General features: G+C 69.0%; 21 protein-coding genes. 5 read left to right on the forward strand and 16 right to left on the reverse strand.

Annotated features, from left to right (window positions below):
* Positions 1–6 precede the first annotated feature (6 nt).
* The 4 genes from ACLJRL_RS10450 to topA form a co-directional block, all read right to left on the reverse strand.
* A complete protein-coding gene (locus ACLJRL_RS10450; protein WP_410655881.1) occupies positions 7–1,227 on the reverse strand; it encodes a hypothetical protein in 1,221 nt (406 codons plus the stop codon).
* A gap of 30 nt (positions 1,228–1,257) precedes the next feature.
* Positions 1,258–2,028, reverse strand: a complete 771-nt coding sequence (locus ACLJRL_RS10455) for an ESX secretion-associated protein EspG (RefSeq protein WP_410655882.1) — start codon at positions 2,026–2,028, stop codon at positions 1,258–1,260.
* The gene (locus ACLJRL_RS10460; RefSeq protein ID WP_410655883.1) at positions 2,021–2,824 is read right to left on the reverse strand and encodes an ESX secretion-associated protein EspG; all 804 of its coding nucleotides are present in this window, start codon (positions 2,822–2,824) and stop codon (positions 2,021–2,023) included. Before ACLJRL_RS10460 ends, ACLJRL_RS10455 begins: the two co-directional genes overlap by 8 nt.
* A 214-nt stretch (positions 2,825–3,038) precedes the next feature.
* Positions 3,039–5,960, reverse strand: a complete 2,922-nt coding sequence (gene topA / locus ACLJRL_RS10465) for a type I DNA topoisomerase (protein ID WP_410655884.1) — start codon at positions 5,958–5,960, stop codon at positions 3,039–3,041.
* Positions 5,961–6,227: 267 nt separating this feature from the next.
* On the opposite strand from topA, the gene ACLJRL_RS10470 reads away from it, so the two are divergent.
* The gene (locus tag ACLJRL_RS10470; protein ID WP_410655885.1) at positions 6,228–7,040 is read left to right on the forward strand and encodes a serine protease; all 813 of its coding nucleotides are present in this window, start codon (positions 6,228–6,230) and stop codon (positions 7,038–7,040) included.
* An 81-nt stretch (positions 7,041–7,121) separates the two neighbouring features.
* Here ACLJRL_RS10470 and ACLJRL_RS10475 read toward each other — a convergent pair whose 3' ends face one another.
* The 4 genes from ACLJRL_RS10475 to ACLJRL_RS10490 all read right to left on the reverse strand — a co-directional run bounded on the left by ACLJRL_RS10475 (position 7,122) and on the right by ACLJRL_RS10490 (position 11,395).
* Positions 7,122–7,715 carry a hypothetical protein gene (locus ACLJRL_RS10475; protein WP_410655886.1) on the reverse strand — a complete coding sequence of 198 codons (594 nt, stop codon included), beginning with the start codon at positions 7,713–7,715 and terminating at the stop codon, positions 7,122–7,124.
* 52 nt (positions 7,716–7,767) lie between these two features.
* Positions 7,768–8,352, reverse strand: coding sequence for a hypothetical protein (locus ACLJRL_RS10480; protein WP_410655887.1), 585 nt, complete (start codon positions 8,350–8,352; stop codon positions 7,768–7,770).
* Between the two features lie 102 nt (positions 8,353–8,454).
* Entirely contained in the window at positions 8,455–9,018 is a 564-nt protein-coding gene (locus ACLJRL_RS10485) for a hypothetical protein (protein ID WP_410655888.1), read from the reverse strand.
* A 115-nt stretch (positions 9,019–9,133) separates the two neighbouring features.
* Positions 9,134–11,395 carry a sodium-translocating pyrophosphatase gene (locus tag ACLJRL_RS10490; protein WP_410655889.1) on the reverse strand — a complete coding sequence of 754 codons (2,262 nt, stop codon included), beginning with the start codon at positions 11,393–11,395 and terminating at the stop codon, positions 9,134–9,136.
* Between the two features lie 318 nt (positions 11,396–11,713).
* Here ACLJRL_RS10490 and ACLJRL_RS10495 point away from each other — a divergent pair, with 318 nt between their 5' ends.
* Entirely contained in the window at positions 11,714–14,206 is a 2,493-nt protein-coding gene (locus tag ACLJRL_RS10495; RefSeq protein WP_410655890.1) for a DEAD/DEAH box helicase, read from the forward strand.
* A 29-nt stretch (positions 14,207–14,235) separates the two neighbouring features.
* Here the strand turns inward: ACLJRL_RS10495 and ACLJRL_RS10500 are convergent, their stop codons facing one another.
* From ACLJRL_RS10500 to ssd, 8 genes are all read right to left on the reverse strand, one after another.
* Entirely contained in the window at positions 14,236–14,862 is a 627-nt protein-coding gene (locus tag ACLJRL_RS10500; protein ID WP_410655891.1) for a bifunctional DNA primase/polymerase, read from the reverse strand.
* Between the two features lie 408 nt (positions 14,863–15,270).
* On the reverse strand, positions 15,271–15,666 hold the full coding sequence (locus ACLJRL_RS10505; protein ID WP_410655892.1) for an Rv3654c family TadE-like protein: 396 nt from the start codon (positions 15,664–15,666) through the stop codon (positions 15,271–15,273).
* Positions 15,656–16,006: a TadE family type IV pilus minor pilin gene (locus tag ACLJRL_RS10510; RefSeq protein ID WP_410655893.1), complete on the reverse strand. Its 351-nt coding sequence runs from the start codon at positions 16,004–16,006 to the stop codon at positions 15,656–15,658. Before ACLJRL_RS10510 ends, ACLJRL_RS10505 begins: the two co-directional genes overlap by 11 nt.
* Positions 16,006–16,179: a DUF4244 domain-containing protein gene (locus tag ACLJRL_RS10515; RefSeq protein WP_410655894.1), complete on the reverse strand. Its 174-nt coding sequence runs from the start codon at positions 16,177–16,179 to the stop codon at positions 16,006–16,008. The genes ACLJRL_RS10510 and ACLJRL_RS10515 overlap by 1 nt, the downstream gene beginning before the upstream one ends.
* Positions 16,180–16,203: 24 nt before the next feature.
* Positions 16,204–16,782 (reverse strand): type II secretion system F family protein, encoded by a 579-nt coding sequence (locus tag ACLJRL_RS10520; protein WP_410655895.1) that lies wholly within the window; start codon positions 16,780–16,782, stop codon positions 16,204–16,206.
* Positions 16,783–16,790: 8 nt separating this feature from the next.
* Complete coding sequence (locus ACLJRL_RS10525; protein WP_410655896.1) at positions 16,791–17,531, reverse strand: type II secretion system F family protein; 741 nt, start codon at positions 17,529–17,531, stop codon at positions 16,791–16,793.
* Positions 17,528–18,670: a TadA family conjugal transfer-associated ATPase gene (locus tag ACLJRL_RS10530; protein WP_410655897.1), complete on the reverse strand. Its 1,143-nt coding sequence runs from the start codon at positions 18,668–18,670 to the stop codon at positions 17,528–17,530. Before ACLJRL_RS10530 ends, ACLJRL_RS10525 begins: the two co-directional genes overlap by 4 nt.
* Complete coding sequence (gene ssd / locus ACLJRL_RS10535; protein WP_410655898.1) at positions 18,667–19,740, reverse strand: septum site-determining protein Ssd; 1,074 nt, start codon at positions 19,738–19,740, stop codon at positions 18,667–18,669. The genes ACLJRL_RS10530 and ssd overlap by 4 nt, the downstream gene beginning before the upstream one ends.
* A gap of 597 nt (positions 19,741–20,337) precedes the next feature.
* On the opposite strand from ssd, the gene ACLJRL_RS10540 reads away from it, so the two are divergent.
* The 3 genes from ACLJRL_RS10540 to ACLJRL_RS10550 all read left to right on the forward strand — a co-directional run bounded on the left by ACLJRL_RS10540 (position 20,338) and on the right by ACLJRL_RS10550 (position 24,966).
* Entirely contained in the window at positions 20,338–21,135 is a 798-nt protein-coding gene (locus ACLJRL_RS10540) for an HAD family hydrolase (RefSeq protein WP_410655899.1), read from the forward strand.
* A 730-nt stretch (positions 21,136–21,865) separates the two neighbouring features.
* Positions 21,866–23,671 (forward strand): glycoside hydrolase family 3 protein, encoded by a 1,806-nt coding sequence (locus ACLJRL_RS10545; protein ID WP_410655900.1) that lies wholly within the window; start codon positions 21,866–21,868, stop codon positions 23,669–23,671.
* A complete protein-coding gene (locus ACLJRL_RS10550) occupies positions 23,668–24,966 on the forward strand; it encodes an exo-beta-N-acetylmuramidase NamZ domain-containing protein (RefSeq protein WP_410655901.1) in 1,299 nt (432 codons plus the stop codon). Before ACLJRL_RS10545 ends, ACLJRL_RS10550 begins: the two co-directional genes overlap by 4 nt.
* The last annotated feature ends 14 nt before the right edge of the window (positions 24,967–24,980 follow it).

The following is a 24,980-nucleotide window of genomic DNA, read 5'->3' on the forward strand; positions in this document are numbered from 1 at the left end:
ACCTCACTACGGAATGTCCTCTGCTTCCAGGGTAACCACCTCTGCCCGGCGCGCATCCGCCCAATGGGCCAGATAAATGTCACGCGCCGCGAGACTGATCTTCACATCTTCGAGCAGCGGTTCGAAGAAGGAACGGCGATATCGGGCGTCCGTCGCGGTGGACGCGGCGAAATACAAACCGGAGAAAACGGCAAGGAACAAGGAGACATTGACCAGTGCGGAACTCACCGGAAGGGGGACACCGAGCAGCACCCCCGGAGCCGACTCGCGACCGGCGAACTCCGCCACCACCTCGGGCCGGATCATCAGCGCCCCGAACACGATGAAGAAGACGAACACCAGGGCCCCGAACGCCACGATCTGCACGGCCTGGGCGAAGAACAGCACCAGGGCGATGTTCAGCCGTTCGGCCGTCGACACCACCCTCCGGCCTGGTGACGGAGCGTCGTCATCGAACGGCGTGCCGCGCAGGGCGACCGCCCCCGGCTCGACGGTCCAGGACTTCAGCTCCTTCATCTCGTCGGAGAGCATCGACGCCAGGAACACCGCGCCGATCACGGTGAGGAATCCGACCACCAGCCACAGCCGTCCCGGGCTCAGCCGTTCCACCGCCTGCCACAGCTCGGCGGTGAAGAAGCTGAACATCACCACCAGCAGGAGCAGCGGCAACGCCCGCGACGCCAGCGTGCCGATGGCCCGGACCTGGGAGACCGCGCTCCGCGCCGCCCAGGTCATGATCGAGCCGATGCCGATCCGCACCAGCAGCATCAGCACCACGAGGGCGGCGATGTTGGTGAGAACGGCCATGACCAGCGAATCGCCCCAGGACACCAGACCGGTGAGACGTTCCCCGAGCGGCAGCAGCACCACCCAGAACCCGAGCGTCGCCGCCATCACGGCCAGCCGGACCCGGGTTCTGTGCAGGATCCGGAGCAGCTTCGCCATCAGGCGGCCGGCGACCACCGGCACCACGACGACGGCCAGCGTCAGCGTCAGCACACCGAGTACGTAGCCGAGGCCGCTGCTGCGCATCCTCGCTTCGAGCACGTCCTCGGGGACGTCGAGCAGCTTCAGCAACCCGGCCAGCAACAGGTCCAGCAGGCACAGGAACACCACACCCGGCGTCGACCGGCGCAGCATCCCCGCCCCGCGTCTGCGCCGGTGGATGACCATCGGCAGCCCTCGCCGCCGGAACCACGCGTCCGCCGCGCGCCGGTCCAGGTCCATGCCCCGCCCTCCCCCTCGCCGCCGAGGCGGCTATGTCCGGCTCAAGTCCACCGCCTCGTGCAGCCAGCCCGCCAGGGCCGGCCGGTCCATTCCACCGAACATCAACCACCCTTCGGAAGGGGCCGCGTACAGAACGAACCTCCCCAGATCGTTGTCGATGATCACGAACCCGTAGTCCGGATACTCCGCGTTCAGGCCGCCGAACGCGACCAGATCGAGGATCGCCGTCCCGGTCCGCCGGCGGCTCAGCATGTCGCCGACCAGGCCGACCTCCTCTTCCTGCCCGGTCAGCGGCACACCGTGCCCATCGACCTGGATGCGTAGCGGCGTGCAGTCACCGGCGGGGACGTGCGGGAGCCCGCCGAAGACCCGGGCGCCCAGTTCGCCGAAGTCGCTCAGGCTGAACGTGGTCCGCCGTCCGGTCCGCATCCGCCACACGACCGCCTGGTGCCCGTCCCCGTAGCAATCGACCCGCACCGCGCGCGACTCGGCCGCGAAGACGCCGGTGAGCACGCCTCGCACCGAACCGCGCAGCATCACCCCGTGCATCTGGACGGCGGAGGGATGGATCTCGCCGTTCTCCATCAGCCCGGCCTCTTCGAGCATCGCCGCCTTGGCCGCGTACCGCTCGGCCTGGGTGACGAGATCCCCCGGCTCGTCGTAGGACGGGCACAGGCGGCGGATCTCGTCGTCGGTGATCTCCGGGTCGTAGCCCAGGTACACGCTCCGGCGCTCGGGCACCGCGCGCAGCACCGGCTCGGCCGCGCGTTTCATCAGGTCCTTCACCGTCGGCTCAGGCATGGTTCTGCACCGCCCGCACGATCCATTGCTCTGCCATCGACCGGCTGGCCGGGCCCCAGGTCAGCGTCCAGTGGCCGGCCGCGTTCATCGCCGCGCTGAACTGGTACCGGCCGAGATCGTTGTCCACCAGGCCGAACGCGCCGTGCGGATACTCGGCGAGGATGGAGTTCCGCACCGCGAGATCGACCAGGACCGTGCCGTGACGCGGCCGCGAAGCACCCTCACGGATCACCTCGACGGCCTCCCTGGCCTGCTCCGGGATCAGCCCGCCCGCACCCGTCTCGATGCGGACGGTCTCGCCGGGCCCCGTCGGGTGGTCGGGCAGCCCGTCGAACACCCAGCCCGGCAGCGCGCTGAGGAAACCCGACCGCAGGCGCGCCCGTTTGCCGAGCTTGTTCAGCACCGTGGTGTAGTCCTCGTCGCCGAAGAACCGGACCTCCCACGGCTCCGGACGCGCCGGGAAGACGCCGGTCACCACGCCGCGGATGAACCCGCCGCGCAGCGCCCGGTACAGCCCGACGGCCTCGGGCGTGACCTCGCCGCCGGGGGCCAGCCCGATCGTCGCCATCCCGCTCACGAACCGGGTGTACTGCTCCACCTCCTCGGCCAGGGTGAGCCCTGGGGTCGGCTCCTCGTCGGCCAGCACCGGAGGCACGGCGAGGTGCGGATCGTAGAACTCCATGACCGAGGGACGCTCCGGAACCTCGGCTGCCAGGGGCGCGATGACCTCGTCGATGACGTCGAAGACAGCGGTCGACGAACCGGTCCTTGAAGTGCTCACATGACCATTGAACACCCTGGTACCGACAATTTTTAGAACTTCTGTTCGAATGGGTGAAGGCGGTCTGTGAGCGGTCGGCGAGCGGTCCGGGGGGTCCGTTCGCGACCCTCGGGAGACTCAGCGGCCCGATGTGTCCCGAACGTCATGAAGGGGTCTTTCAGGACGTACAGCGCTGATTCAAAGCGCGTCCTGAAAGACCCCTTCATGACACTTGTGCGGGCTTGGCGCGCTACTTCGTCTTCGTAGCGGTGGAGCGTGCCGAAGGCTTCTTCGCCGCCGCAGTCTTCGTAGCGGTGGTCTTGGTCGCGGTCGACTTGGTCGCGGTGGTCTTCTTGGCCGCGGCCGTCTTGGTGGCCGTCGTCTTCGAGGCGGCGGGCTTGCGCGCCGGAGCCTTGCGCTTGGGCGCCGGGCCCTTCGCGCGCTTCTCCGCCAGCAGCTCGGCACCGCGCTCGGCGGTGAGCTCCTCGATGCTGTCCGACTTCCGCAGCGTCGCGTTGAACTCGCCATCGGTCACGTACGGACCGAAGCGGCCGTCCTTGACCACCATCGGCTTACCGGACACCGGGTCGTCGCCCAGTTCCTTGAGCGGCGGCTTCGCGGTCGCGGAACGGCCACGCTGCTTCGGCTCCGAGTAGATCTTCAGCGCCTCTTCGAGGGTGATCGAGAACAGCTGATCCTCGGTCGTGAGCGAACGCGAGTCCGTGCCCTTCTTCAGGTACGGCCCGTAGCGCCCGTTCTGCGCGGTGATCTCGTCTCCGGACTCCGGGTCCTTGCCGACCACGCGCGGCAGCGAAAGCAGCTTCAGCGCGTCTTCGAGGTTCATCGACTCGATCGCCATCGACTTGAACAGCGAACCCGTACGCGGCTTCGGCTGCTTCGCCTTCGCGGCCTTCTTCTGCGCGGCCGTCGCGGTCTCGGGCAGCGGCTCCGGCTCGGGCAGGAGCTCGGTGACATACGGCCCGAAGCGGCCTTCCTTCGCCACGATCTCGTGTCCGCTGACCGGGTCGGTGCCGAGCACGCGGCCTTCCTGCGGCGTCGCGAACAGCTTTTCGGCGAGTTCCAGGGTCAGCTCGTCCGGCGGCATGTCCTCGGGCAGGTTCGCCCGCTGCGAGGCACCGTCGACCTCACGCTCGAGGTACGGGCCGTAGCGGCCGACGCGCACGACGACGGTGTGGCCGTCGGCGTCGCTGAACAGCGGGATCGAGTTGATCTCACGGGCGTCGATGTCCTCGACGCCGGAGCCGACCAATTTTTTCAAACCACCCAGCCGGCCGACGGAACCGTCGACGCCCATGTCGCCACCGAAGTAGAACTTCGACAGCCACTGCGTCCGGTGCTCGTCACCGGCGGCGATGCGGTCGAGTTCGTCCTCCATGCCGGCGGTGAAGTCGTAGTCGACCAGCCGCTCGAAGTGCCGCTCCATCAGGCCGATCACGGCGAACGCGACCCAGGAGGGCACCAGCGCGGAGCCCTTTTTCCAGACATAGCCGCGGTCCTGGATGGTCTTGATGATCGACGCGTACGTCGACGGGCGGCCGATGCCCAGTTCTTCCATCTTGCTGACCAGGCTGGGCTCCGAATACCGCGCCGGCGGCGAGGTGGTGTGCCCGTCCGGGTTGAGCTCGGTGGCGGTCAGCGCCTGGTCCTTGACCAGCTGCGGAAGCCGGCTCTGCTTGTCGTCGGCCTCGCCACCGCTCTCGGTGTCGACGGCTTCGACGTACGCCTTGAGGAACCCGGCGAAGGTGATCGTGCGACCCGACGAGGCGAAGGTGACCTCTTCGCCGCTGGTGGCGGTGCCGGCGATGCGCACCGACATCGTGGTGCCCTTGGCGTCGGTCATCTGCGACGCGATCGTGCGCTGCCAGATCATCTCGTAAAGGCGGTACTCGTCGGTGTCCAGATCCTTCGCGACCTGACCCGGCGTGCGGAAGACCTCGCCCGAGGGACGGATCGCCTCGTGGGCCTCCTGCGCGTTCTTCACCTTGCGGGTGTACTGCCGCGGCGAAGGCGAGACGTATTCCTTGCCGTACAGCTGCGTCGCCTGGCTGCGCGCCGCCGATATCGCCGACTCCGACAGCGTCGTGGAGTCGGTACGCATATAAGTGATGTAACCGTTCTCGTACAGCTTCTGCGCGATCCGCATGGTGCGCTCGGAGGTGAACCGCAGCTTGCGGCCCGCCTCCTGTTGCAGGGTCGAGGTCATGAAGGGCGCGTACGGCTTCCGCGTGTACGGCTTCTCTTCGACGCTCGAGACCTTGAAGTCGCGGTTCTTCAGCCCCTCGGCCAGCCGGACGGCGTCCGCCTCGGCCAGCACGCGGATCTCGTTGTTCGACGCCTTGAGCTGCCCGTCCGAACCGAAGTCGCGGCCGGTCGCCAGGCGTGCGCCGTCGACGGCGATCATGCGCGCCGGGAAGGTGCTGGGCTCGCCATCGGCACCGGCGGCCGTGGTCTTCATCGTCGCGGAGATGTCCCAGTACGACGCCGAGGTGAAGCGCATGCGCTCACGCTCCCGCTCGACCACGATCCGGGTCGCCACGGACTGCACACGGCCCGCCGAAAGCTTCGGCATGACCTTCTTCCACAGCACGGGTGAGACCTCGTAGCCGTAGAGACGGTCCAGGATGCGCCGAGTCTCCTGCGCGTCGACCAGGTCGGCGTCGAGTTCACGGGTGCTGTCGGCGGCCGCGCGGATCGCCTGCTCGGTGACCTCGTGGAAGACCATCCGGCGGACCGGGACCTTCGGCTTGAGGGTCTCCAGCAGGTGCCAGGCGATCGCTTCGCCTTCGCGGTCGGGGTCCGTCGCGAGGTAGAGCTCGTCGACGTCCTTCAGCAGGCTCTTCAGCTCGGTGACCTTGGACTTCTTGTCCGGAGTGACGACGTAGAGCGCCTTGAAGTCGTTGTCGACGTCGACGCCCAGCCGTGCCCACGACTCGCCCTTGTACTGGGCGGGCACGTCGGCCGCGCCGCGGGGAAGGTCACGAATGTGCCCGACGGAAGACTCCACGACATAGTTGGCGCCGAGGTACGGGGCGATCTTGCGGGCCTTGGTCGGCGACTCGACGATCACCAGCCGACGACGGCCCGCGCCGTCGTCCGACGCCGCTGTCTTCTTCGTCCGTGCTCCTGCCACGCTGTCCTGCTCTCCGCTCATCTTCGGCGCCTTCGCGCCGCCTCTCGACCCGTCAGTGTGCACGCTCGCGCCGTCCGCACCACGTCTAGGTGGCACAACACGCCGCCGATCGTGTGTCCAGCGCATCGCCGCTGACCTCGCCGATGTTTCCTTTCAAGACCTAGCACGTGATGTCGGACACGTCCGCCCGGGGGGCCGCGTGATCGCCCGAACACCCTCCGTTCGACGGTGGTGGCCCCCTTCCGTCAACGCTTCACTTGTATCCACGCCGACCCGAAAGGACTCCACGTGACCCGACGACTCCTCGGCACGCTGTTCGCCATGTTGACCGCATCCGCCCTGGTCGGCGCCACTCCCGCGGAAGCGGCGACGACCACCTTCGCCGGAACGGTGGCGCTGTCGAACTGCTCCGGGTCGGTGGTCAAGCCGCCCGAAGCGAGCCTCAGCGACCCCGCCCTCGTCCTCTCCAACGGGCATTGCCTCCAAGAAGGTTTCCCGGACCCAGGAGAGGTGATCGTCAACCAGCCGTCGACGCGGACCTTCAGCCTCCTGTCGAAGGACGGCCGTTCGTCGCTGGGCACGCTCAAGGCGAAAAAGCTGCTCTACGCGACGATGACCGACACCGACGTCTCGCTGTACCAGCTCAACACCAGCTACTCGCAGATTCAGGCGACCTACGGTATCGCCCCGCTGACGCTCTCGCCGACCCGTCCTTCGGCCGGCGTCGCGATGGACGTGGTCTCCGGCTACTGGAAGAAGATCTATTCCTGCAACGTCGACGGCTTCGTCCACGAGCTGCACGAGGCGGACTGGGTCTGGAAGGACTCGATCCGGTACACCTCGGCGTGCAAGACGATCGGCGGGACGTCGGGGTCGCCGATCATCGAGACCTCCACCGGGAAGGTCGTCGGCGTCAACAACACCGGCAACGAAAGCGGTCAGCGGTGCACGATGAACAACCCGTGCGAGGTCGACGCCGCCGGGAAGGTCACCGTGCGGAAGGGCATCAATTACGGAGAGCAGACCTATCAGCTGACCTCTTGCCTTTCCCGTAGCGAGCTGGACCTGGCGAACCCGAACTGCCGGGTGCCGAAGCCCTGATGACGCTCCTTGAAGTGCTATGAACGACTCGTTACTTGCAAATTTTGCAAGTAACGAGTCGTTCATAGCGCTTGGTGACACTCAAACCGCACGAACGACGGGGACCGGACTCGGCCAAGCCGCCTCCGCCCCCAAGGGCGCGTCCCCGATCAGCTCCAGCACCCGCAGGAGCCGCCGACGCCCCGTCACCCGCAGCAAAGCCTCCTCGCCCCGCTGCACCTTCGCCGGAACGCCCAGCTGAGCGAGCGCGGCGATGAGCCGCTCGTACGTCTCCGGGGCCTCCGGATCCAGCGCGAGCAGGTAGTTGTTGCCCTGCGGGCTGCCTGCCGCCAGCGCCCACAGCCTCAGCATTCCCCCGTCGAGCCGGAACCCCTCCGGCAGCACTTTGCCCTCGCCGCGGCACCAGCGCCGCTCCAGCGACAGCAGATCGACCCGGAACGGCGTCCTCACGAGCGGCCGCCCGCATTCGGCGGCCGAGACCTGCGCCTCCGCACCACGACGACGGCATTCACGGGCGAGCGCGTGCGCCCGCCACGGCTCGTCGACCACGGCGGACAGGCGCGCGGCCGTCCGCCCGAAGCCCGCCATCCGACCGGGCCCGCACAGCACCCCGGCGAGGTCGGCGAGCCCTGGCCCGCTCGCCTCCGCCGAGAAGAGCGAGATCGTCCCGTTCACCCCGACACAATAGAACACAAGTTCGAGTCATGGCCAGTGACAACGTGGTGACTCAGCGGGGTTGCTTCACCAATTCCTGGCAACCGGGGATCCGGCTGCTCGCCGCGGCGAGCTGAGGCACGTCGTTAAGGCCCCTGAGAAGGTCGAGGCGGTCGAGATCGTCGAGGGAGGTCCGGGCATCGCGCAGGGCCGTCTTCGTCGTCTCGGAGTCCGTTGTGGAGTCGAGGCGTTGACGGACGCCGTCGGCGCGGGAACGGAGGTCGTCGAGCTGGGCGACGGCGGCCGTTCGCGAGGCGTCACCACCGGGGACCGGTGAAGACCCGAGGTTCCCGAGCGCGGCGGTCGTGCGGTTCAGCCCGTTGACGACCGAGCCCATCAGCTCACTGGACGTCCGGGACGCCTGCGCCGGCGTGCTCGGATCGACGCTGGGCAGCGTCGCCAGCGTCCGGATGAGCTGGCTGACCGCGCCGCAGTAGCCCTCGGCCCAGGCTGAAGCAGGGTCCGCCGCCGATGCGCTGACCGTGGCGAGACCCTCTTGTCTGGCATGGGAAGTCACTGCGGGCTGCTGCCCGCACCCGGCGAGGCCGAGCCCGATACCTGTTGCTAGCGCGGCAATGACGGTGGACCGCGGCCGCACGAAAACACCTCCCGACCTGACGACTTCCCGGCTGGCCCCCGACGGTACCGATACCCCGGGGCAATGCAAATCGCCGGGCGATCGACGCGGCGAAAAGAAAGGTCAAGAAGGCAGCTTCTTGCAGTTCGGGGCCTGTCCGGCCAGCGCTTTGAGCGACGCGTTCGTTTCCAGCTGCTGGAACGGGTCGGGCATGTCGTTGATGTCCGTGCCGATCTGCCGGAACGCCGCGGCGGCTTCCGCCGTCGCGGCGTTGTCGTCCTTCGGAGCGGCATCGAGTTTGGCCTTCGCGGCGACGACCTGGTCCCGGACCGGGGTCAGCGCGACGACAAGGTCCTTGCGCGCGGCTTCCGCTTCCGGGCTCGGCGCCTGGCCGAGTCCGTTCAAGCCGGTGACGGCGTTGTCGAAACCGGGGGCGAACACACCGAAGGCCTCGTCCATCGCGTTCCGGGCGTTCGCGACGTTGCCCTGCTCGAAGTCGGGCATCCTGAATTCGCCGATCTTGGCGAAGTCGATCAGCGAGCCGCAGAAGCCGTCCATCCACGAGACACCGGTCGCGCCGGCCGGGCCGGAAGAAGAGGAAGAAGGAGCGGACGGCGGCGGCGTGCCACCACCGCCGCAGCCAGCCACCAGGAAAGCGGCGGCGAACAGGGCGACCGAACGCCTCATGACAGGGACTCCCCGGATCAGGAACATCGTGGAGCGCAGACCTTAGCGCGCCCCGGACGGACGCCGGGCCCGCCACGGGAAACGTGGCGGGCCCGGCGGGTGGAACTTTTCGGCGTTACGCCTTCGCTTCCGCGGGCGTGTCGGAGAGAACCGACTCGCGACGCTTGGAAACGACGATCGCGGCCACGATGATCGCGACGGCGACCAGCGAGATCCCGATCCGGACGCCGACGTTGGCGTCCGGGCCGATCGAGAACTGCACGACCGCCGGGGCGATCAGCACCGACACCAGGTTCATCACCTTGATCAGCGGGTTGATGGCCGGACCGGCGGTGTCCTTGAACGGGTCGCCCACGGTGTCACCGATGATGGTGGCCTCGTGCGCGGCCGAACCCTTGCCGCCATGGCTTCCGTCCTCCACGAGCTTCTTCGCGTTGTCCCAGGCGCCACCGGAGTTGGCGAGGAAGATCGCCATCAGGGTGCCGGTAGCGATCGCACCGCCGAGGTAACCGGCGAGCGCGCCGGTGCCGAGACCGAAACCGACCGCGATCGGGGCGAAGACCGCGAGCAGACCGGGAGTGGTCAGCTCACGCAGCGAGTCGCGCGTGACGATGTCGACGACACGGCCGTACTCGGGCCGCGTGGTGCCCTCCATGATCCCCGGGATGTCGCGGAACTGGCGGCGCACTTCGTAGACGACCGCGCCGGCGGCACGGGACACCGCGTTGACCGCGAGACCGGAGAACAGGAACACGACCGCCGCGCCGATGATCACGCCGACGAGCGTCTCCGGGCCGACGATGTTCGCGACGAACTCCTTGCCGTCGCCGATCGCCTTGGTGATCGCGTCCTGATAGGACCCGAACAGCGCCGTCGCCGCGAGGACCGCCGTGGCGATCGCGATGCCCTTGGTGATGGCCTTGGTGGTGTTGCCGACCGCGTCGAGCTCGGTGAGGATCTGCGCGGCCTCCTCGTCGACGTCGCCCGACATCTCGGCGATGCCCTGAGCGTTGTCCGAAATCGGGCCGAAGGTGTCCATGGCGACGATGACACCGACGGTGGTGAGCAGACCGGTACCGGCCAGCGCCACGGCGAACAGCGCGACGCCGCCACCGACCAGGAAAGCGCCGAACACGGCCGCGGCGATGACCAGCGCGGTGTACACAGCGGACTCGAAACCGACCGAGATACCGGCCAGGATCACCGTCGCCGCACCGGTTTCCGAGGACTTGCCGACTTCCTTGACCGGCTTGTGCTCGGTGCCGGTGTAGTAGCCGGTGATCTTGAGGATGATCGCGGCGAGCACGATGCCGATGATCACCGAGATGGTCGCGATGACCGCCGGGTTACCCGCCTTGGCGGCGAAGTCGCCGCCGAACTCGGAGAATGTGCTGGGCAGGTAGACGAACGCCGCGATCGTCGAAAGCACCGCTGAAATGGCCGCGGAGATGTAGAACGAGCGGTTGATCGTGACCAGACCGCCTTCGCCCACCTTGGCCTTGGTGATGTAGACACCGATGACCGCGGTGATCACGCCGATGGCGGGAACGATGAGCGGGAAGATCAGGCCGTGCACGCCGAAGGCGGTGCTACCCAGGATCAGTGCCGCCACGAGCATGACCGCGTACGACTCGAAGAGGTCGGCGGCCATACCGGCGCAGTCACCCACGTTGTCACCGACGTTGTCGGCGATGGTGGCCGCGTTGCGCGGGTCGTCCTCGGGGATGCCCTGCTCGACCTTGCCGACCAGGTCCGCGCCGACGTCGGCCGCCTTGGTGAAGATACCGCCGCCGACACGCATGAACATCGCGATCAGCGCGGCACCGAAACCGAAGCCTTCCAACACCTTCGGGGCCTGTCCGGTGTAGACCAGGACGACCACCGCGGCACCGAAGAGGCCGAGACCGACGGTGATCATGCCGACCACGCCACCGGTACGGAAGGCCAGGCGCATCGCCTTCTCGCGACCCCCGGGCTCACGTGACGCGGCCGCGACCCGCAGGTTCGCCTGCGTCGCCAGCCACATGCCGAGGTAGCCGATCGCGAAGGAGAATCCCGCGCCGACCAGGAAGAAGATCGACCTGCCGATCTTTTCGTTCCAGTCTTCGGCCGGCAGAGCGAAGAGCAGCAAAAACACGATTCCCCCGAAAATAACGAGGGTGTTGCGCTGCCGTTTGAGATAGGCAGCCGCACCTTCCTGCACTGCCTTCGCGATGTCCTGCATCTTGGCGGTGCCTTGGCCGGCGGCCAGCACCTCCTTGAGCAGGACGTAGCCGATGACCAGTGCGGCAAGGGCGACCACGGCGATTACACCGACGATGGTGTAACCACCTCCGGAGAGCGTGATTTCGCCCTCCGCGAGGAACTGCCGGGACATTCGTCCTCCTGGAGACGTCGCCGTTGGCCAACGACGATCCGCCGATGGAACCGTCGGCTCGCGCGTTGGCATGGGGATCTGAGCCGAACGTCACGCTAGTCGCACTGCAAGGCACGTCTCACATGACGCTCGCCACAGACGGTGTGGATTGCGGGAGTGTATTGGTAGTGGGATGGAGGGCGGCAAGGCGTCCCTGCCACCGCACGTTCCGTTACCTTGTGAGGCTGATCACTGTATCGATCATCCGCGGGCCGTCCCGGCGCTCGATCCGGCCGCGGACGGCCGTTTTCTGTCGGGGCACTGTGCCAAGCTCGGAACGTGGACGGCGCGGTGGAATCCGGTAAGGGGCGGCGGCTTCTCGACCGCGCGACGGCGGGGATCCCGGCTTCGTTGTACCCGGTCACCCATGTGGCCGAGCTGCCGGCACGGGCGGCGGATTCCGTGGACTGGCCTGGGTGGGTGGCGGCTCCGGTCGTCGAGGCGCTGACCTCGAGCGGGGTCAAGGCGCCGTGGCGGCATCAGGCCGAAGCGTCGTCGCTGACCCGCGAGGGCAGGCACGTCGTCATCTCCACCGGCACGGCGTCCGGTAAGTCGCTGGCCTACCAGTTGCCCGTGCTCTCGGCGCTGGTCGAGGACGAGCGGGCCACGGCACTGTACCTCTCCCCGACCAAGGCGCTCGGCGCCGACCAGTTACGCGCCGTGTCCTCTTTGGACATCAAGAAGGTGCGCGCCGCGTCGTTCGACGGCGACACCCCGATGGAGGAACGGGACTGGGTCCGCGCCCACGCGAACTGGGTGTTCACGAACCCGGACATGCTCCACCGCGGCATACTTTCGTCGCACTCGCGCTGGTCCCGGTTCTTCCGGCGGCTCTCGTTCGTCGTCATCGACGAATGCCACAGCTACCGAGGCGTCTTCGGTTCCCATGTGGCGCTGTTGTTGCGCAGGCTGCAACGGGTCGCGGCGTACTACGGCGCATCGCCGGTGTTCGTCCTCGCCTCGGCGACGACGGCGGACCCGGCGGCGTTCGCGGCGAAACTGTCCGGACAGGAGTGCGTCCCGGTCACCGAGGACGGTTCACCGCGCGGTTCGCGCACGGTCGCGCTGTGGGAGCCTCCGCTGCTGTCGGAACTTTCCGGCGAGAACGGGGCCCCGGTGCGCCGCTCGGCGGGAGCCGAGGCGGCGCGGATCCTGGCCGAACTGGTCATCGAGGGCGCTCGCTCGCTGGCGTTCGTCCGGTCGAGGCGAGGCGCGGAACTGACCGCGCTCGCCGCCCGGCGGATCTTGTCCGAAGTGGACGGTGCGCTGGCGGACTCCGTTGCCGCGTACCGCTCCGGATACCTACCGGAGGAGCGCCGCGCGCTCGAAGCGGCGTTGCTGTCCGGACGGCTGCTCGGCGTCGCGACGACGAACGCGCTCGAACTCGGGGTGGACATCGCGGGACTGGACGCGGTGGTGCTGGCCGGTTATCCGGGGACGCTCGCGTCGTTCTGGCAACAGGCGGGCCGGGCCGGGCGCGCGGGTGACGCGGCGCTGGTGGTGTTCGTGGCGCGCGACGATCCGCTGGACACCTACCTCGTGCACCATCCGGCCGCGATCCTGGACCGGCCGGTGGAGGCGGCCGTCCTCGACCCGTCGAATCCGTATGTGCTGGGACCGCAACTGGCCTGCGCCATCGCCGAACTCCCGCTGACCGAACCGGAGGTCACGGCTTTCGGCGGTGACGCGGCTCGTGCCGTGCTCGCCGATCTGGTCAAGGAGAAGATCATCCGGCGCCGCACCAGCGGCTGGTACTGGACCTCCCGCGACAGGCCGCACGCCGACGTCGGGATCCGTGGTTCCGGCGGTGAGCAGATCGCCGTGGTGGAAGCCGATTCCGGGCGGATGCTCGGCACCGTCGATCCGGGTTCGGCCTGTTACGCGGTGCATCCCGGAGCGGTGTACCTGCACCAGGGTTCGTCCTATGTGGTCGACGAACTGGATCTGGACACCGGGCTCGCCCTGGTGCACGCGGAGGATCCGGACTGGACCACGTCGCCGCGCGAGATCGTCGACATCAGTGTGTTGCGCACCGAGGAAAGTCAGGTGCACGGCGGAGTCACGGTGAACCTCGGCGAGGTGTCGGTGAGTTCGCAAGTAGTCGGCTACTTGCGCCGTCGTCTTTCGGGTGAGGTGCTGGATCAGACTCCGCTGGATCTGCCGGAGCAGAGCCTGCACACCCGGGCCGTCTGGTACACGATCTCGGCGGATCTGCTCTGTGGCATCGGTGGCGTCGATGGCTTCGGTGGCACCGATGGCGGGGCGGGGACCGGGGGCCATCGGGCGGGGACCGAAGTGCTGGAGCCGGTGGGGACCGGAGGCTCCAGGGTGGGGACCGAGGAATTTGGCGGGGCACCGAGGACGAGCGCCGAGTTGGATCCGGCGCGCGTCCCCGGTGCCCTGCATGCCGCCGAGCACGCGGCGATCGGCCTGCTACCGCTGTTCGCTACGTGCGACCGCTGGGACATTGGCGGGGTGTCGACCGCGTGGCACGAAGACACCGGGGAGGCAACGGTGTTCGTGCACGATGGCCATCCCGGGGGTGCGGGATTCGCCGATCGCGGGTTCGCCGCGATTGTCCCTTGGCTGGCCGCTACGCGGGAGGCGATCATTTCCTGCGAGTGCCCGGCCGGCTGCCCGTCCTGCGTCCAGTCGCCGAAGTGCGGGAACGGCAACGATCCGCTGGACAAGGCGGGGGCAGTGACCGTTCTGGATACCGTGCTCGGGGCGTTGCGTCAGCACGGGTCCCAGTCAGGCCACTTGGAGGTGTGAAATCGATGTGGCTTGAAATTGTGGGTTGATCAGGCGGCGGTGGTCAGGGTCGCCACAGGGGCTGCGGCCTTGTCCTCTGCCAGTGCTCGAACGAGCACGTCGTGCACCTCGGTGGCCTCGGGCAGCTGCCAGCCCCAGACCTCGGGCTTGACCCGCCAGTGCACGACACCGTGCTGGAACGGCGACGGGGGCAGCGGGATGTAGTCGTTCGCGCCGTGCCACTGGATCGAGGCCTGCGCGGCCAGTTCCTGCGGGATGCTCGCGGCGACGGTGGTGAGGAACAGCCAGCGGCCGTTCGGCATCGCGACGATCGGGGCCGGGTGTCCGGTGGCGCGCAGCAGACGGGCGGCCCGCTTGCCGAGCTGGTCATCGACCTCGATGGCGTCCAGCACGGTGCCGGTGGCCACGAGCAGGCTGTGCGTGCTGTCGCCGAACCACGTGGCGACCTCGTGCGGGTGGGTCTCGATCAGTTCACGCCAGTTGTCCTGAGCCGGCACAGGACGCCGCCAGGTGAGGTCGTCACCCTCCGCGGTGATCGCGGCGGGTTCGGCACCCGGGAGCACCGGCCATCCGCGCCAAGCGAGACCGATCGCCTCCGCCCGCATTTCGATGCGGAAGGCGCCGCGCCAGCTGTCCGGCCAATTCGCGTCCAACATTACTGTCCCTGCCTCAGGTCAACTCTGTCCTGTGTCGCTGCCACCCGGCGACCTTCTCGAGGTGGTGCACATCTCAATAAACGGCAAGTTGCACATCGGGAGAAGAGGGCACGCGACAACCGGCGGTTACTTAGCGATGAACGCGCGGTAGTCCGACCGGACGGACCGAACATCGCGCGTCCGGTGAACGGGCCTCCACGACCGGCACCATGCCGTTCATCGCAGCTGAGCAGGGGATTTCGCCGACGTGAACCCACTCACGGTCAGCGGTGTGCGGCCGTTCGGCGGAGCGCTGATCATGCATTTGACCGCTCGCCGCGCGTCAACGACCGCTGCTCGCGGCCGGCGGTTACTCATCCGTACTCCCGACCGGTTACCGCCGGGCGACCGTTCGGCGTGCGACGTAGGTCACGGTGGCCGGTCGACCGGACCGGCCCTCGCCCGTGCCTCCGGCCGCCCGAAGGTCGCCAGGTGTCCTGACACCACTGACCGCACCTCGACGAGAGTGTCTCCTCGCTCCCACCGGCAGGTCAGCAGCGTGACCGACATCCGGGCGGCGACCTGGCGAGCCCGTTCGCAGGCCCTTTCCGGGCCGTCCGTCGCGTGCGAGGCCGCGGCGAGCGCGGCCAGGTCGGCGGCCGCCTCGGTGTGATGCCGCGTGACGGCGGCGGCGCCGATCCAGTAGGTGAACGTCGCCACGCAGATCAGGACGGCGACGATCGAGGCCGTCCACGCGGTCGCGACGCCGCGATCGTCGGCGTCTGTTGGTGAACCCGTGTCCGCCAACAGGCTCTCAGCGCTCACGGCCGCTCCCCGGCTCGGCGATCGCGAAGGCGCGGGAGCTCAGCCGGATGCCCGGCAGCAGGCCGGCCACCGGTTCGGCCTCGACGCCGGCGGTGATGGCGTCGCCTTCGCGGACGACGTCGAGCCGGGCTCCGCGCGGCGCTATCTCCCGCACCGCCTGTTCGGCGCGGGCGGGCTCCCCGCGGGCGAGGAGACGGGCGGCCTCGCGGGCGGCGTCGGTGCACCGGAGCTGATCGGCGGCGACGCCGACGCCCGCCAGCAGCAGGCTCGAGACGAAGGTCAGCGCGCCGATGCCGAGCGCGGCCTCCACCGTCACGGATCCGCGGTCGCCGCCGCGCATCAGAACTTCACCGCCAGCGCCCGCTCGATGAGCGCGGTGAGCCCGGCGACGACGGCGTCGCCGCTGATGATCAGGTAGAGGACTCCGGCGAGGGCCGCGGCGGCGAGGGTGGCGATGGCGTACTCGACCGTCGCCATGCCGTCGTCTTCGCGGAAGGTGGGGAGCTTGGTCATGGGATCGCCTTTCCGTTGGCGGGGTTAGAGGACGCCGTCGAGCCGGGCGGCGAGGCCGAGCACGACGGGAAGGACGCCGAGACAGAGGAAGGCGGGGAGAAAGCAGAGCCCGATCGGTGCGGCCAGCAGTACCCCGGCCCGTTCGGCGCGTTCCTCCGCTTCGGCCGAGAGCGACTCGCGCAGCCGTGCCGCGAGGTCTTTCGCGTAGGCGGCCAGCGCGGTGCCCGCCCTCGCCGTGCGCACGGCGGCGACGGCCAGTTCGGCCAACCCGGGCCGGTCACGGACAGGCGCCCAGGCTTCGGCGGGTTCGACCCCGATGGCGAGGTGTGACGCCACCGAACGCAAAGCCGCCGCGGTCGGTGGCGAGGCCGTCACCGCGACGGCTTCGAGCGCGACGGGCACCGGCAGCCCGCCGGTCAGGCACGCCGCCAGCAGGTCGAGGGTGGCCGCGGACCGCAGATGTTCGGTGACACCGCTGTCCCGGACCAGACGTTCACGAAGCCGGCCGAGGAGGCGCTCCGGCCGCGACGTCGAAACAGGGCGGAGGTGCAGGACAGCCGGGGCCGGCCAGCAGAAGACGGCACCGCCCACCAGGATCAACATGGCTCCGCTCAGCACGGCGACACCCGCCCGGTGAGCGCGCGGCACCAGGCTGTACCCGCCCAGATCAGCACGCTGCCCAGGACTAGCAGCAACTGGCCGGCGCCGGTCTCGGTGAAGACCCGGACCGGATCGGCCCCCATCGCCTCGCCGAGCAGCACGCATCCCAGCGGGAGTACGGCGAGCACAGCGGCGCTCGCCCGCGGGCCCGCCATCTTGGCCTTGAGACGGCGGCCGAAGCCGATGCCCGCCTCGGCGTCCCGCCTGGCGGCGTCGAGCACGTCGGCCATCGGCAGCCCGAAGCGGTTCGCGAGCGTCCACGCGTTCACCAGCGACGGCGGCACTCCCGGATCGGCGACGTCCCCGCCCAGCCGCGCGGCCGCGATCAGTCCGCGCAACCGCCCGGACGCGGCGGGTACGGCCTCGGCCGCGGCTTCGGCGGCCGTCACCGGATGGGCACCGGCCCGGAGTTCGCCGACCATCGTCCGCAGCACGGACGCGGTGAGTTCGGCTTCGGCGAGAGCGGCCTTGGTCCGTGCCCGGTTCCGGTGCTCCTGGCGGACGGTCAGCGTGAGGACCAGGGTCGCCACCGCGCCGCCGAATCCGAGGACCACGAGCGCGAGGACCGCGGGCAGCAGCCATAACCCGGCACGCGCGGCCTGGGGAACGCGCCAGGCGAACGAAGTGCCCGCCACCGTTCTGGGCCAGCACGCCAGCCCGGCACCGCAGGAGAGGAGGAACCAGGGGGTCATGCCGCGACCTCCTCGAACGGTGTCTCGTCCCCGATCCAGCGGCCCTTGCTCCAGACCGGGACGACACTGGCCTCGCCGCGCAGCGACCGCAGCACGCCGACCTCGTCCAGCCGCCGGATCCCGCTCGGCATCCGGCGCATGTGCAGCACGACCCGCACCGCCGCGACCAGCTGGCTGTGCAGCGCGCCCCGGTTCAGCCCGCCGAGCGCGGCCAGCGCCTCCATCCGGGCCGGGACCTCCGACGGGGAATTGGCGTGCATCGTGCAGGCGCCGCCCTCGTGGCCGGTGTTCATCGCGTTGAGCAGCGCGCAGACCTCGCCCCCGCGCACCTCGCCGACGACGAGGCGGTCCGGGCGCATCCGCAGGGCCTGCCGCACCAGTTCGCCGATCCCGACCTCACCCGCTCCTTCGACGTTGGGAGGTCTGGCGATCAGGCTGACGAACTGGGGATGGTCCGGTTGCAGTTCGCCCGCGTCCTCGACGCAGACGATGCGTTCGGCCGGGGGCACCGCGCCGAGAAGCGCGGAGAGCAGGGTCGTCTTGCCCGCCCCGGTGCCGCCGGTCACCAGGAACGCGAGCCGTCGCCGGATGACCGAGTCGAGCAGCGCGGCCCCACCGGCACCGAAGGCTCCGCGCAGCCGCAGCGCGGCGATGTCGTGGGTGGCGGGATGCAGGACGCGCAAGGAAAGCGACGTACCAGCGGGCGCGAGCGGCGGGAGGACCGCGTGCAACCGGATGCGACCGTGCGGTCCCACTCCCGGCAGCCAGGTGTCGGTGAACGGCTGCGCGTCGTCGAGCCGCCGGCCGGCGGCGAGGGCCAGCCGCTGAGCCAGTCTGCGTACAGCCTCTTCGCTCACGAAACGGACTTTTGTCCTCACCAGCCCCTCACCTGTGTCGGCCCAGACCTCGTGCGGTGCGGTGACGAGCACGTCGGTGGTGCCGGGATCTTCGAGCAGCGGCGCGAGCGGGCCGGCGCCGACGAATTCGTCTCGAGCGAGCCGGACGGCATCGAGAACGGCGTCCTGTCCGAGCGCGCCACCGGCCTCCGCGCGGACGGCCCGCGCCACGCTCACCGGGTCCGCCGGAACGGCCGATCCGGCCAGCCGCAGCCGGACGCGCTCGACCAGTTCGTCGTTCATCGCGAGGCACCGGCCAGATTTCCGCGTACGGCCGCGAGGACGTCGGCGGCCGCCGTGGCCAGTTGCCCGCGGTGCTTCACCATGAACTCACCGCGGTCGAGCGCCATCGAGAGAGACCGCTCGCGGCCCATCGACGTGATGAGCGGGGCGCCCACGGCACTGGCGATCTCCAGCGGCGCCAGCCCGGAGGCCGACGGGCCGCGGACGGCGATACCGATCCGCCTGGCTTGGGGTTCGAGCCTTTCGAGGACCTGTTTCGCGGCAGCGCAGGCCCGGAGTTCGGCGGGGACGACGACCACGACCAGGTCGGCCAGCCCGACGACGGCAGAGGTTTCCGCGCCGAATTGTCTCGGCAGGTCGCAGACGACCGTCCGGCCCGATCGCCGTCCCGCGGACAGGACGGCCTCGATCGCGCCCGGCTCGGGGCCGAGGACCTCGCGGCCATGGGACACAAAGGACAGTGATCCGGTCGCGTACCGCTTTCTCGGCAGCGCTTCGCTCAACGCCGTCATAGAGACCCGGCCGCCGAGATCGAGCTCCGGCCAGCGCGGCCCGCGATCCCGTTCGGCGCCGAGGAGGATGTCGATCCCGCCGCCGAGCGGATCGCAGTCGACGAGCAGCCCGCCGCCCCCGGACCGGGCCGCCCGGCAGGCGATGGCGGCCGACAGCACGGAGGCTCCAGCGCCGCCTCGGCCGCCGATGACCCCGATGACGACACCGTCGTCACGCGCCGGTCCCTCGAGGACGTCCGCGAACGCCCCGACGAGGTCGCCTTCCTCGTCCGGCAGCGAAAGGACCTTCTCCGAACCGGTGTTGAAGGCGCGTTCCCACGTCTCCGGTGTCGGCGCGCCCTTGCAGACGAGGAGGACCTTGTTCCGCCGCAGCAGGCGATTCGGCAACCGCGCGGCTTCTTCGTCGAGCACCACGAGCGGTGCCCTGGCCCATCTTCCCCGGGCGGCGTGCAGATCGGGTGCCCGGTCGACCTCACAGCCCGCGGCCGCCGCCACGCGCAGGATCTCGTCGAGCACCGTGTCGTCTCCGGCGACGACGAGCGGGTGTTCTTCGGCCATGACTCCCCCAGGGGTTCGGTCGGATTCGTTCGGTGACTCCACGGTCGCGCCGAGTCCCGGCACCGCACAACGCCATTCCGTCCCGCCTGTGGACAACTGGGGTGTTGTGGACAACTCGGCGACCGGGACCCACCTTTCCCGCCGTTATGTCGGCCCCGTATGGCACACTCCCGCCTTTTCTTCTTCGAAAGCGCCTTCGGTGCAGCCGGACACTTCGGATTCAAAAGGCCTTGGGGGAAAAGAAAAATCCCGGGGCACCGATCGATTCGACCTTGTGCCACCGGGCTTTTCGCGGCCATAAAGGTCTAAACCTTTTGACCGGGAAGGAAGTTAGAGGGCGGCCCCCGCCAGGGGGGAGGGACGGGGGCCGCCTGGGGTTCAGCCCCGGGGGGTCGGACTGAACCTGAGCCCGGTTTCGCAACCGGACAATCTCACTGTAACTCCGGTATCGGCCCGTTGTGGTGCGCGCCGGTACCCACAATTCGATAACGGCACGACACGCCGAATCCCCTGTGCGGTCGTGAATTTTCCACCGCCGTATCCCGATCGTGGTCAGCCAACGGGCGAGCCGTCACCCGGCTCTCCTATCCTTGCCGGGTGGACCGACCCAGCACCACGCCGACTCCGGTCGCCGCGTTCTTCGATCTCGACAAGACGATCATCGCGTCATCGAGCGCGCTGGCCTTCAGCAAACCTCTGCTGCGCGAAGGTCTGATCAACCGTCGAGCCGCGCTTCGCAGTGCGTACGCGCAACTCGTCTTCTCGCTCGCGGGCGCGGACGCGGCGAAAACCGAGCGGATGCGCGCCGAGGTTTCGGCGCTGTGCACCGGCTGGGACGTCGCCCAGGTGTCCGCGATCGTCCGCGAGACACTGCACGACGTCGTCGATCCGCTCGTCTACGCCGAAGCCGCCGAACTGATCTCGTCGCACCGCGCGGACGGCCACGACGTCGTGATCCTGTCGGCGACCGGCGAAGAGGTCGTCGCCCCGGTCGCCGAAATGCTCGGCGCGACGCGCAGTGTCGCCACGCGGATGCAGATCGTGGACGGCCGCTACTCCGGCGAAGTCGAGTTCTATTGCTACGGCGAGAACAAGGCCGTCGCCGCGAAGCAACTCGCCGCGACCTACGGCTACGACCTCACCCAGTGCCACGCCTACACCGACTCCAGTACCGACATCCCGCTTCTCGAGGTCGTCGGCAGGCCACACGCGGTCAACCCCGATCGCATGCTGCGCAAGCACGCGACCGAGCAGGGCTGGGAGATCCTCGCGTTCGAGCATCCGATGTCGCTGCGGACCCGGATCCCGGCCCGTTCGGCCGGCCTGGTCGCGCTCGGCGCCGTCGCCGCGGGCGCCACCTGGTACGGCTATAACCGGCGCAAACGCACCCGCTAGTACTCACGTGTGCGGCGTCTGATCACGCGAGATACGCCTCTGATCACGCGAGTGCGGTGCCTGATCACGCCTGGCGCCACTTCCGATGGTGACCACTGAAGCCACACCCACACGGCGGTACCTCACCGGCTTTTCTGAGGCAGGACCGTGAATTGTCCGTCGCGGAGGGTACCCGTGTCACTAGATCGAGCCTCTGTACCGGTGCACCCGTCTGCGCACTTGAAGTGACCCGGCTCACGGCGTAGAAAGTAGGTGCGGACGTTCGGTCGGCCAGGGAACAGGTAGAAGAGAAGCCTGTTCCACCCCGGCGAATCTCCGTGCGCGGACACCGGGTACCCACGCGCAGCGCGCCGCGGGAGGCTCGTCGTCTAGGGACTGCGTACCGGGACGCCGGACGCCGAGTCCATGAAGGTACGACCAGAGTTGCACGCTTGGTCGCCCGAGTGGTTCGCGCTTGCAGGCGGCGCCCGTCGGCTTCGGCCGACGGGCGCCGCCAGTGTTTATGGACCTTTTTCTCCCCTGTCCGTCGTGACAGGTACCGGTCATGCACCCGGCGCCGATCCGGGTTTCCGAGCCTGACATGCCGATTCGCGTCCCTTTGTGTATGAACGGACCGTTCGTGCGCATGGCCGATGGACAAGCAAAGTGCTCGTGGGTAGCTTCCGGATATCAGTGCTTCCAGGTGGACTTCTTTCCATCTGTGAGTCGGCACGTGTCTGGGAGGCTTGAGGTGACGCACCGAACCGCGCACGCCCGTCATCGGAGGATCCATGCGCTCGCCGTACCCCTCGCGGGCTTGCTCACCCTGGCCGTCGCAGGCGTTCCGGCCAGCGCGCAGCCGGTGACGGCCGACGCGGAGGCGCAGCGGACGCTGCGTGGGCTGAGCCTGGAGGAGAAGGTCGGCCAGCTGTTCGTCACGTGGGTGAACGGGAAGACCGCCGACGAGGTCAACGCCAAGAACAAGGCGGATTTCGGCGTGGACACCCCGGCGCAGGTGATCGAGAAGTACCACCTGGGCGGCGTCATCTACTTCAACAACGACAGCCGCGACAACTTCGACGATCCGGCACAGGTCGCCAAGCTGTCGAACGGGCTCCAGCGGGCCGCGATCCGCAGCGGCGCACGAATCCCGTTGCAGATCGCTACCGACCAGGAGGGCGGCACAGTCACCCGGATGGGTGCTCCTGCCACCGAACTGCCGAACGCGATGGCGATTTCGGCCGGGCGCGACACCAAGGCCGCCCAGGAAGCCGCGCGGATCCTCGGGCACGAACTGCGGGCCGTCGGGATCAACCAGGACTTCGCGCCGGACGCCGACGTGAACTCGAACCCGGCGAACCCGGTGATCGGCGTCCGCTCCTTCTCCGGCCGCCCGGATCTGGCGAGCCAGTACGTCGCGGCTCAGGTGAAGGGCTTCCAGGACTCCGGACGACGCTCCGAGACCGTGTCGGCCGCCGCGAAGCACTTCCCCGGCCACGGCGACGCGGCGACGGACAGTCACCACGAACTGCCCCGGATCGACCGGTCCGAAGCCAGCTGGCGCGAGACCGACGTGCCGCCGTTCAAGGCCGCCATCAAGGCGGGCATCGACTCGATCATGAGCGCGCACATCCAGTTCCCGAGCCTCGACCCGTCGGGTGAGCCCGCAACGCTGTCGAAGCCGATCCTCACCGGGAAGCTGCGCGACGAACTCGGCTACCGAGGCGTCGTCGTCACCGACTCGCTGTCGATGGAAGGCGTCCGTGAACTGCACAGCGACGCGGAGATCCCGGTGCTGGCGCTCAAGGCGGGCGTCGATCAGCTGCTCATGCCGGTGAACCTCGACCTCGCGATCAACTCGGTGCTCGACGCGGTCCGCAAGGGCGAGCTGACCGAGCGCCGCATCGACGAGAGCGTCCTGCGGATCCTCAAGCTCAAGCTGAACCGGGGCATCCTGACCTCGCCGTTCGTCGACCCGGCCAAGGTCGCCTCGAAGGTCGGCACGCCGGCCAACCTCGCGACCGCGCAGGGCATCGCCGACCGGTCGGTCACCGCGATCCGTAACGACGCCGGGGTCCTGCCGCTCAAGCAGCAGCCCGCGAAGACGCTCGTGACCGGCTGGGGCGCGAGCACGACCACCGCGCTGGCCTCGAAGCTCACCGCGCACGGCACCAGCGCGACCGCGCTGCAGACCGGCCAGGCACCGACCGACGCGCAGATCGCGCAGGCCGTCGCCGCGGCCCAGAACGTGGACCTGGTCGTGGTGCTGACCAACAACGTCGGCACTTTCCCGTTACAGGGCAAGCTGTTGCAGGCGCTGACCGACACCGGTAAGCCGGTGGTCGCCGTCGCCGCACAGATCCCCTACGACGCCGGTTACGACAACCCGGTCAAGACCTGGCTCGCGACGTACGGCTACATCACGCCGTCGGTCGAGGCACTGGCGAAGGTGATCCTCGGGAAGGTGAAGCCGCAGGGCAAGCTGCCGGTGGACGTCCCGGCCGGTAAGGACGTGGGCACGGTGAAGTACCCCTTCGGCCACGGGCTGACCTGGTGAACCTCAAGCGCCGCCATTTCCTCGCCGCCGGAGCGCTCGCGGTCCCGGCACTGACCGCCGGGTCCACGGTCGCCCAGGCCCAAGCCCCGGCTCAGGGTCGGGCTGGGGCTCAGGCGGAAAGTGAGAGCAAAGGTCCCTCGCTCACCCGGACCGGAGCGGACGTGCTCGCCGCCCGCGGCTGGGCGGCGCTGGCCGGGCGCAAGCTCGGCGTGCTGTCGAACCCGACCGGTGTGCTCGCGAACGGCGACCACATCGTCGATTCGATGGTCGCCGCCGGCGTCCGCCCGCTCGCCGCGTTCGGTCCCGAACACGGCTTCCGCGGCAGTGCGCAAGCTGGCGGCTCCGAAGGCGACTACACCGATCCGCGCACCGGCGTGCCCGTGTACGACGCGTACGGCGCCGACGCGGCGAAGCTCGCCGGGATGTTCACGAAGGCGGGCGTCGACACCGTCGTCTTCGACATCGCCGACGTCGGAGCGCGGTTCTATACCTACATCTGGTCGCTGTACACGGCGATGGTCGCGGCGGCGAAGGTCGGCGCGGCGGTGGTCGTGCTGGACCGGCCGAACCCGTTGGGCGGCAAGGCCGCCGGGCCGATGCTGAACCCCGCGTACGCCTCGGGTGTCGGCCGGAAACCCATCGTGCAGCAGCACGGCATGACCGTCGGTGAACTCGCGCGGTTCTTCGCCGCCGAGTTCCTCCCGGCCGAAGGGGTCACGCCGGGCAAGCTCGAGATCGTCGAGGTCCGCGACTGGCGGCGGGATCAGCTCTTCGCCCGCACGGGGCTGACCTGGATCCCGCCGAGCCCGAACATGCCGACGCCGGACACCGCGCTCGTCTATCCCGGCACCGGGATGTTCGAGGGCACCGTGTTCTCCGAAGGCCGCGGCACCACCAGGCCGTTCGAGATCATCGGCGCGCCGGGCCTGGACTGGCATTGGCGCGAGAAGCTCGGCGAGCTGCGCCTGCCGGGGGTGAAGTTCCGCGAGGCGTACTTCGTGCCGACGTTCGGCAAGTTCGTCAACGAGCCTTGCGGCGGCGTGCAGGTGACGATCACCGACCCGCGGGAGTTCGACGCCATCCGCACCGCGGTCACCATGTTCGTCACCGCGAAACAGGTGCATCCGGACAAGTTCAAGTGGCGACCCGACAACTTCCTCGACAAGCTCTCGGGATCGGACAGGCTGCGCACGATGATCGACAAGGGCGCCGGGGTGGCCGAGATCGTCGGTTCCTGGCAGGCCGAACTGGCCGAGTTCGACCGGAAACGCCGTCGCCATCTCATCTACCGCTGAGGGGAACGACCTTG

The organism is Amycolatopsis sp. lyj-112, from assembly GCF_046549055.1.
In the GTDB taxonomy this organism is placed as follows: Bacteria; Actinomycetota; Actinomycetes; order Mycobacteriales; family Pseudonocardiaceae; genus Amycolatopsis.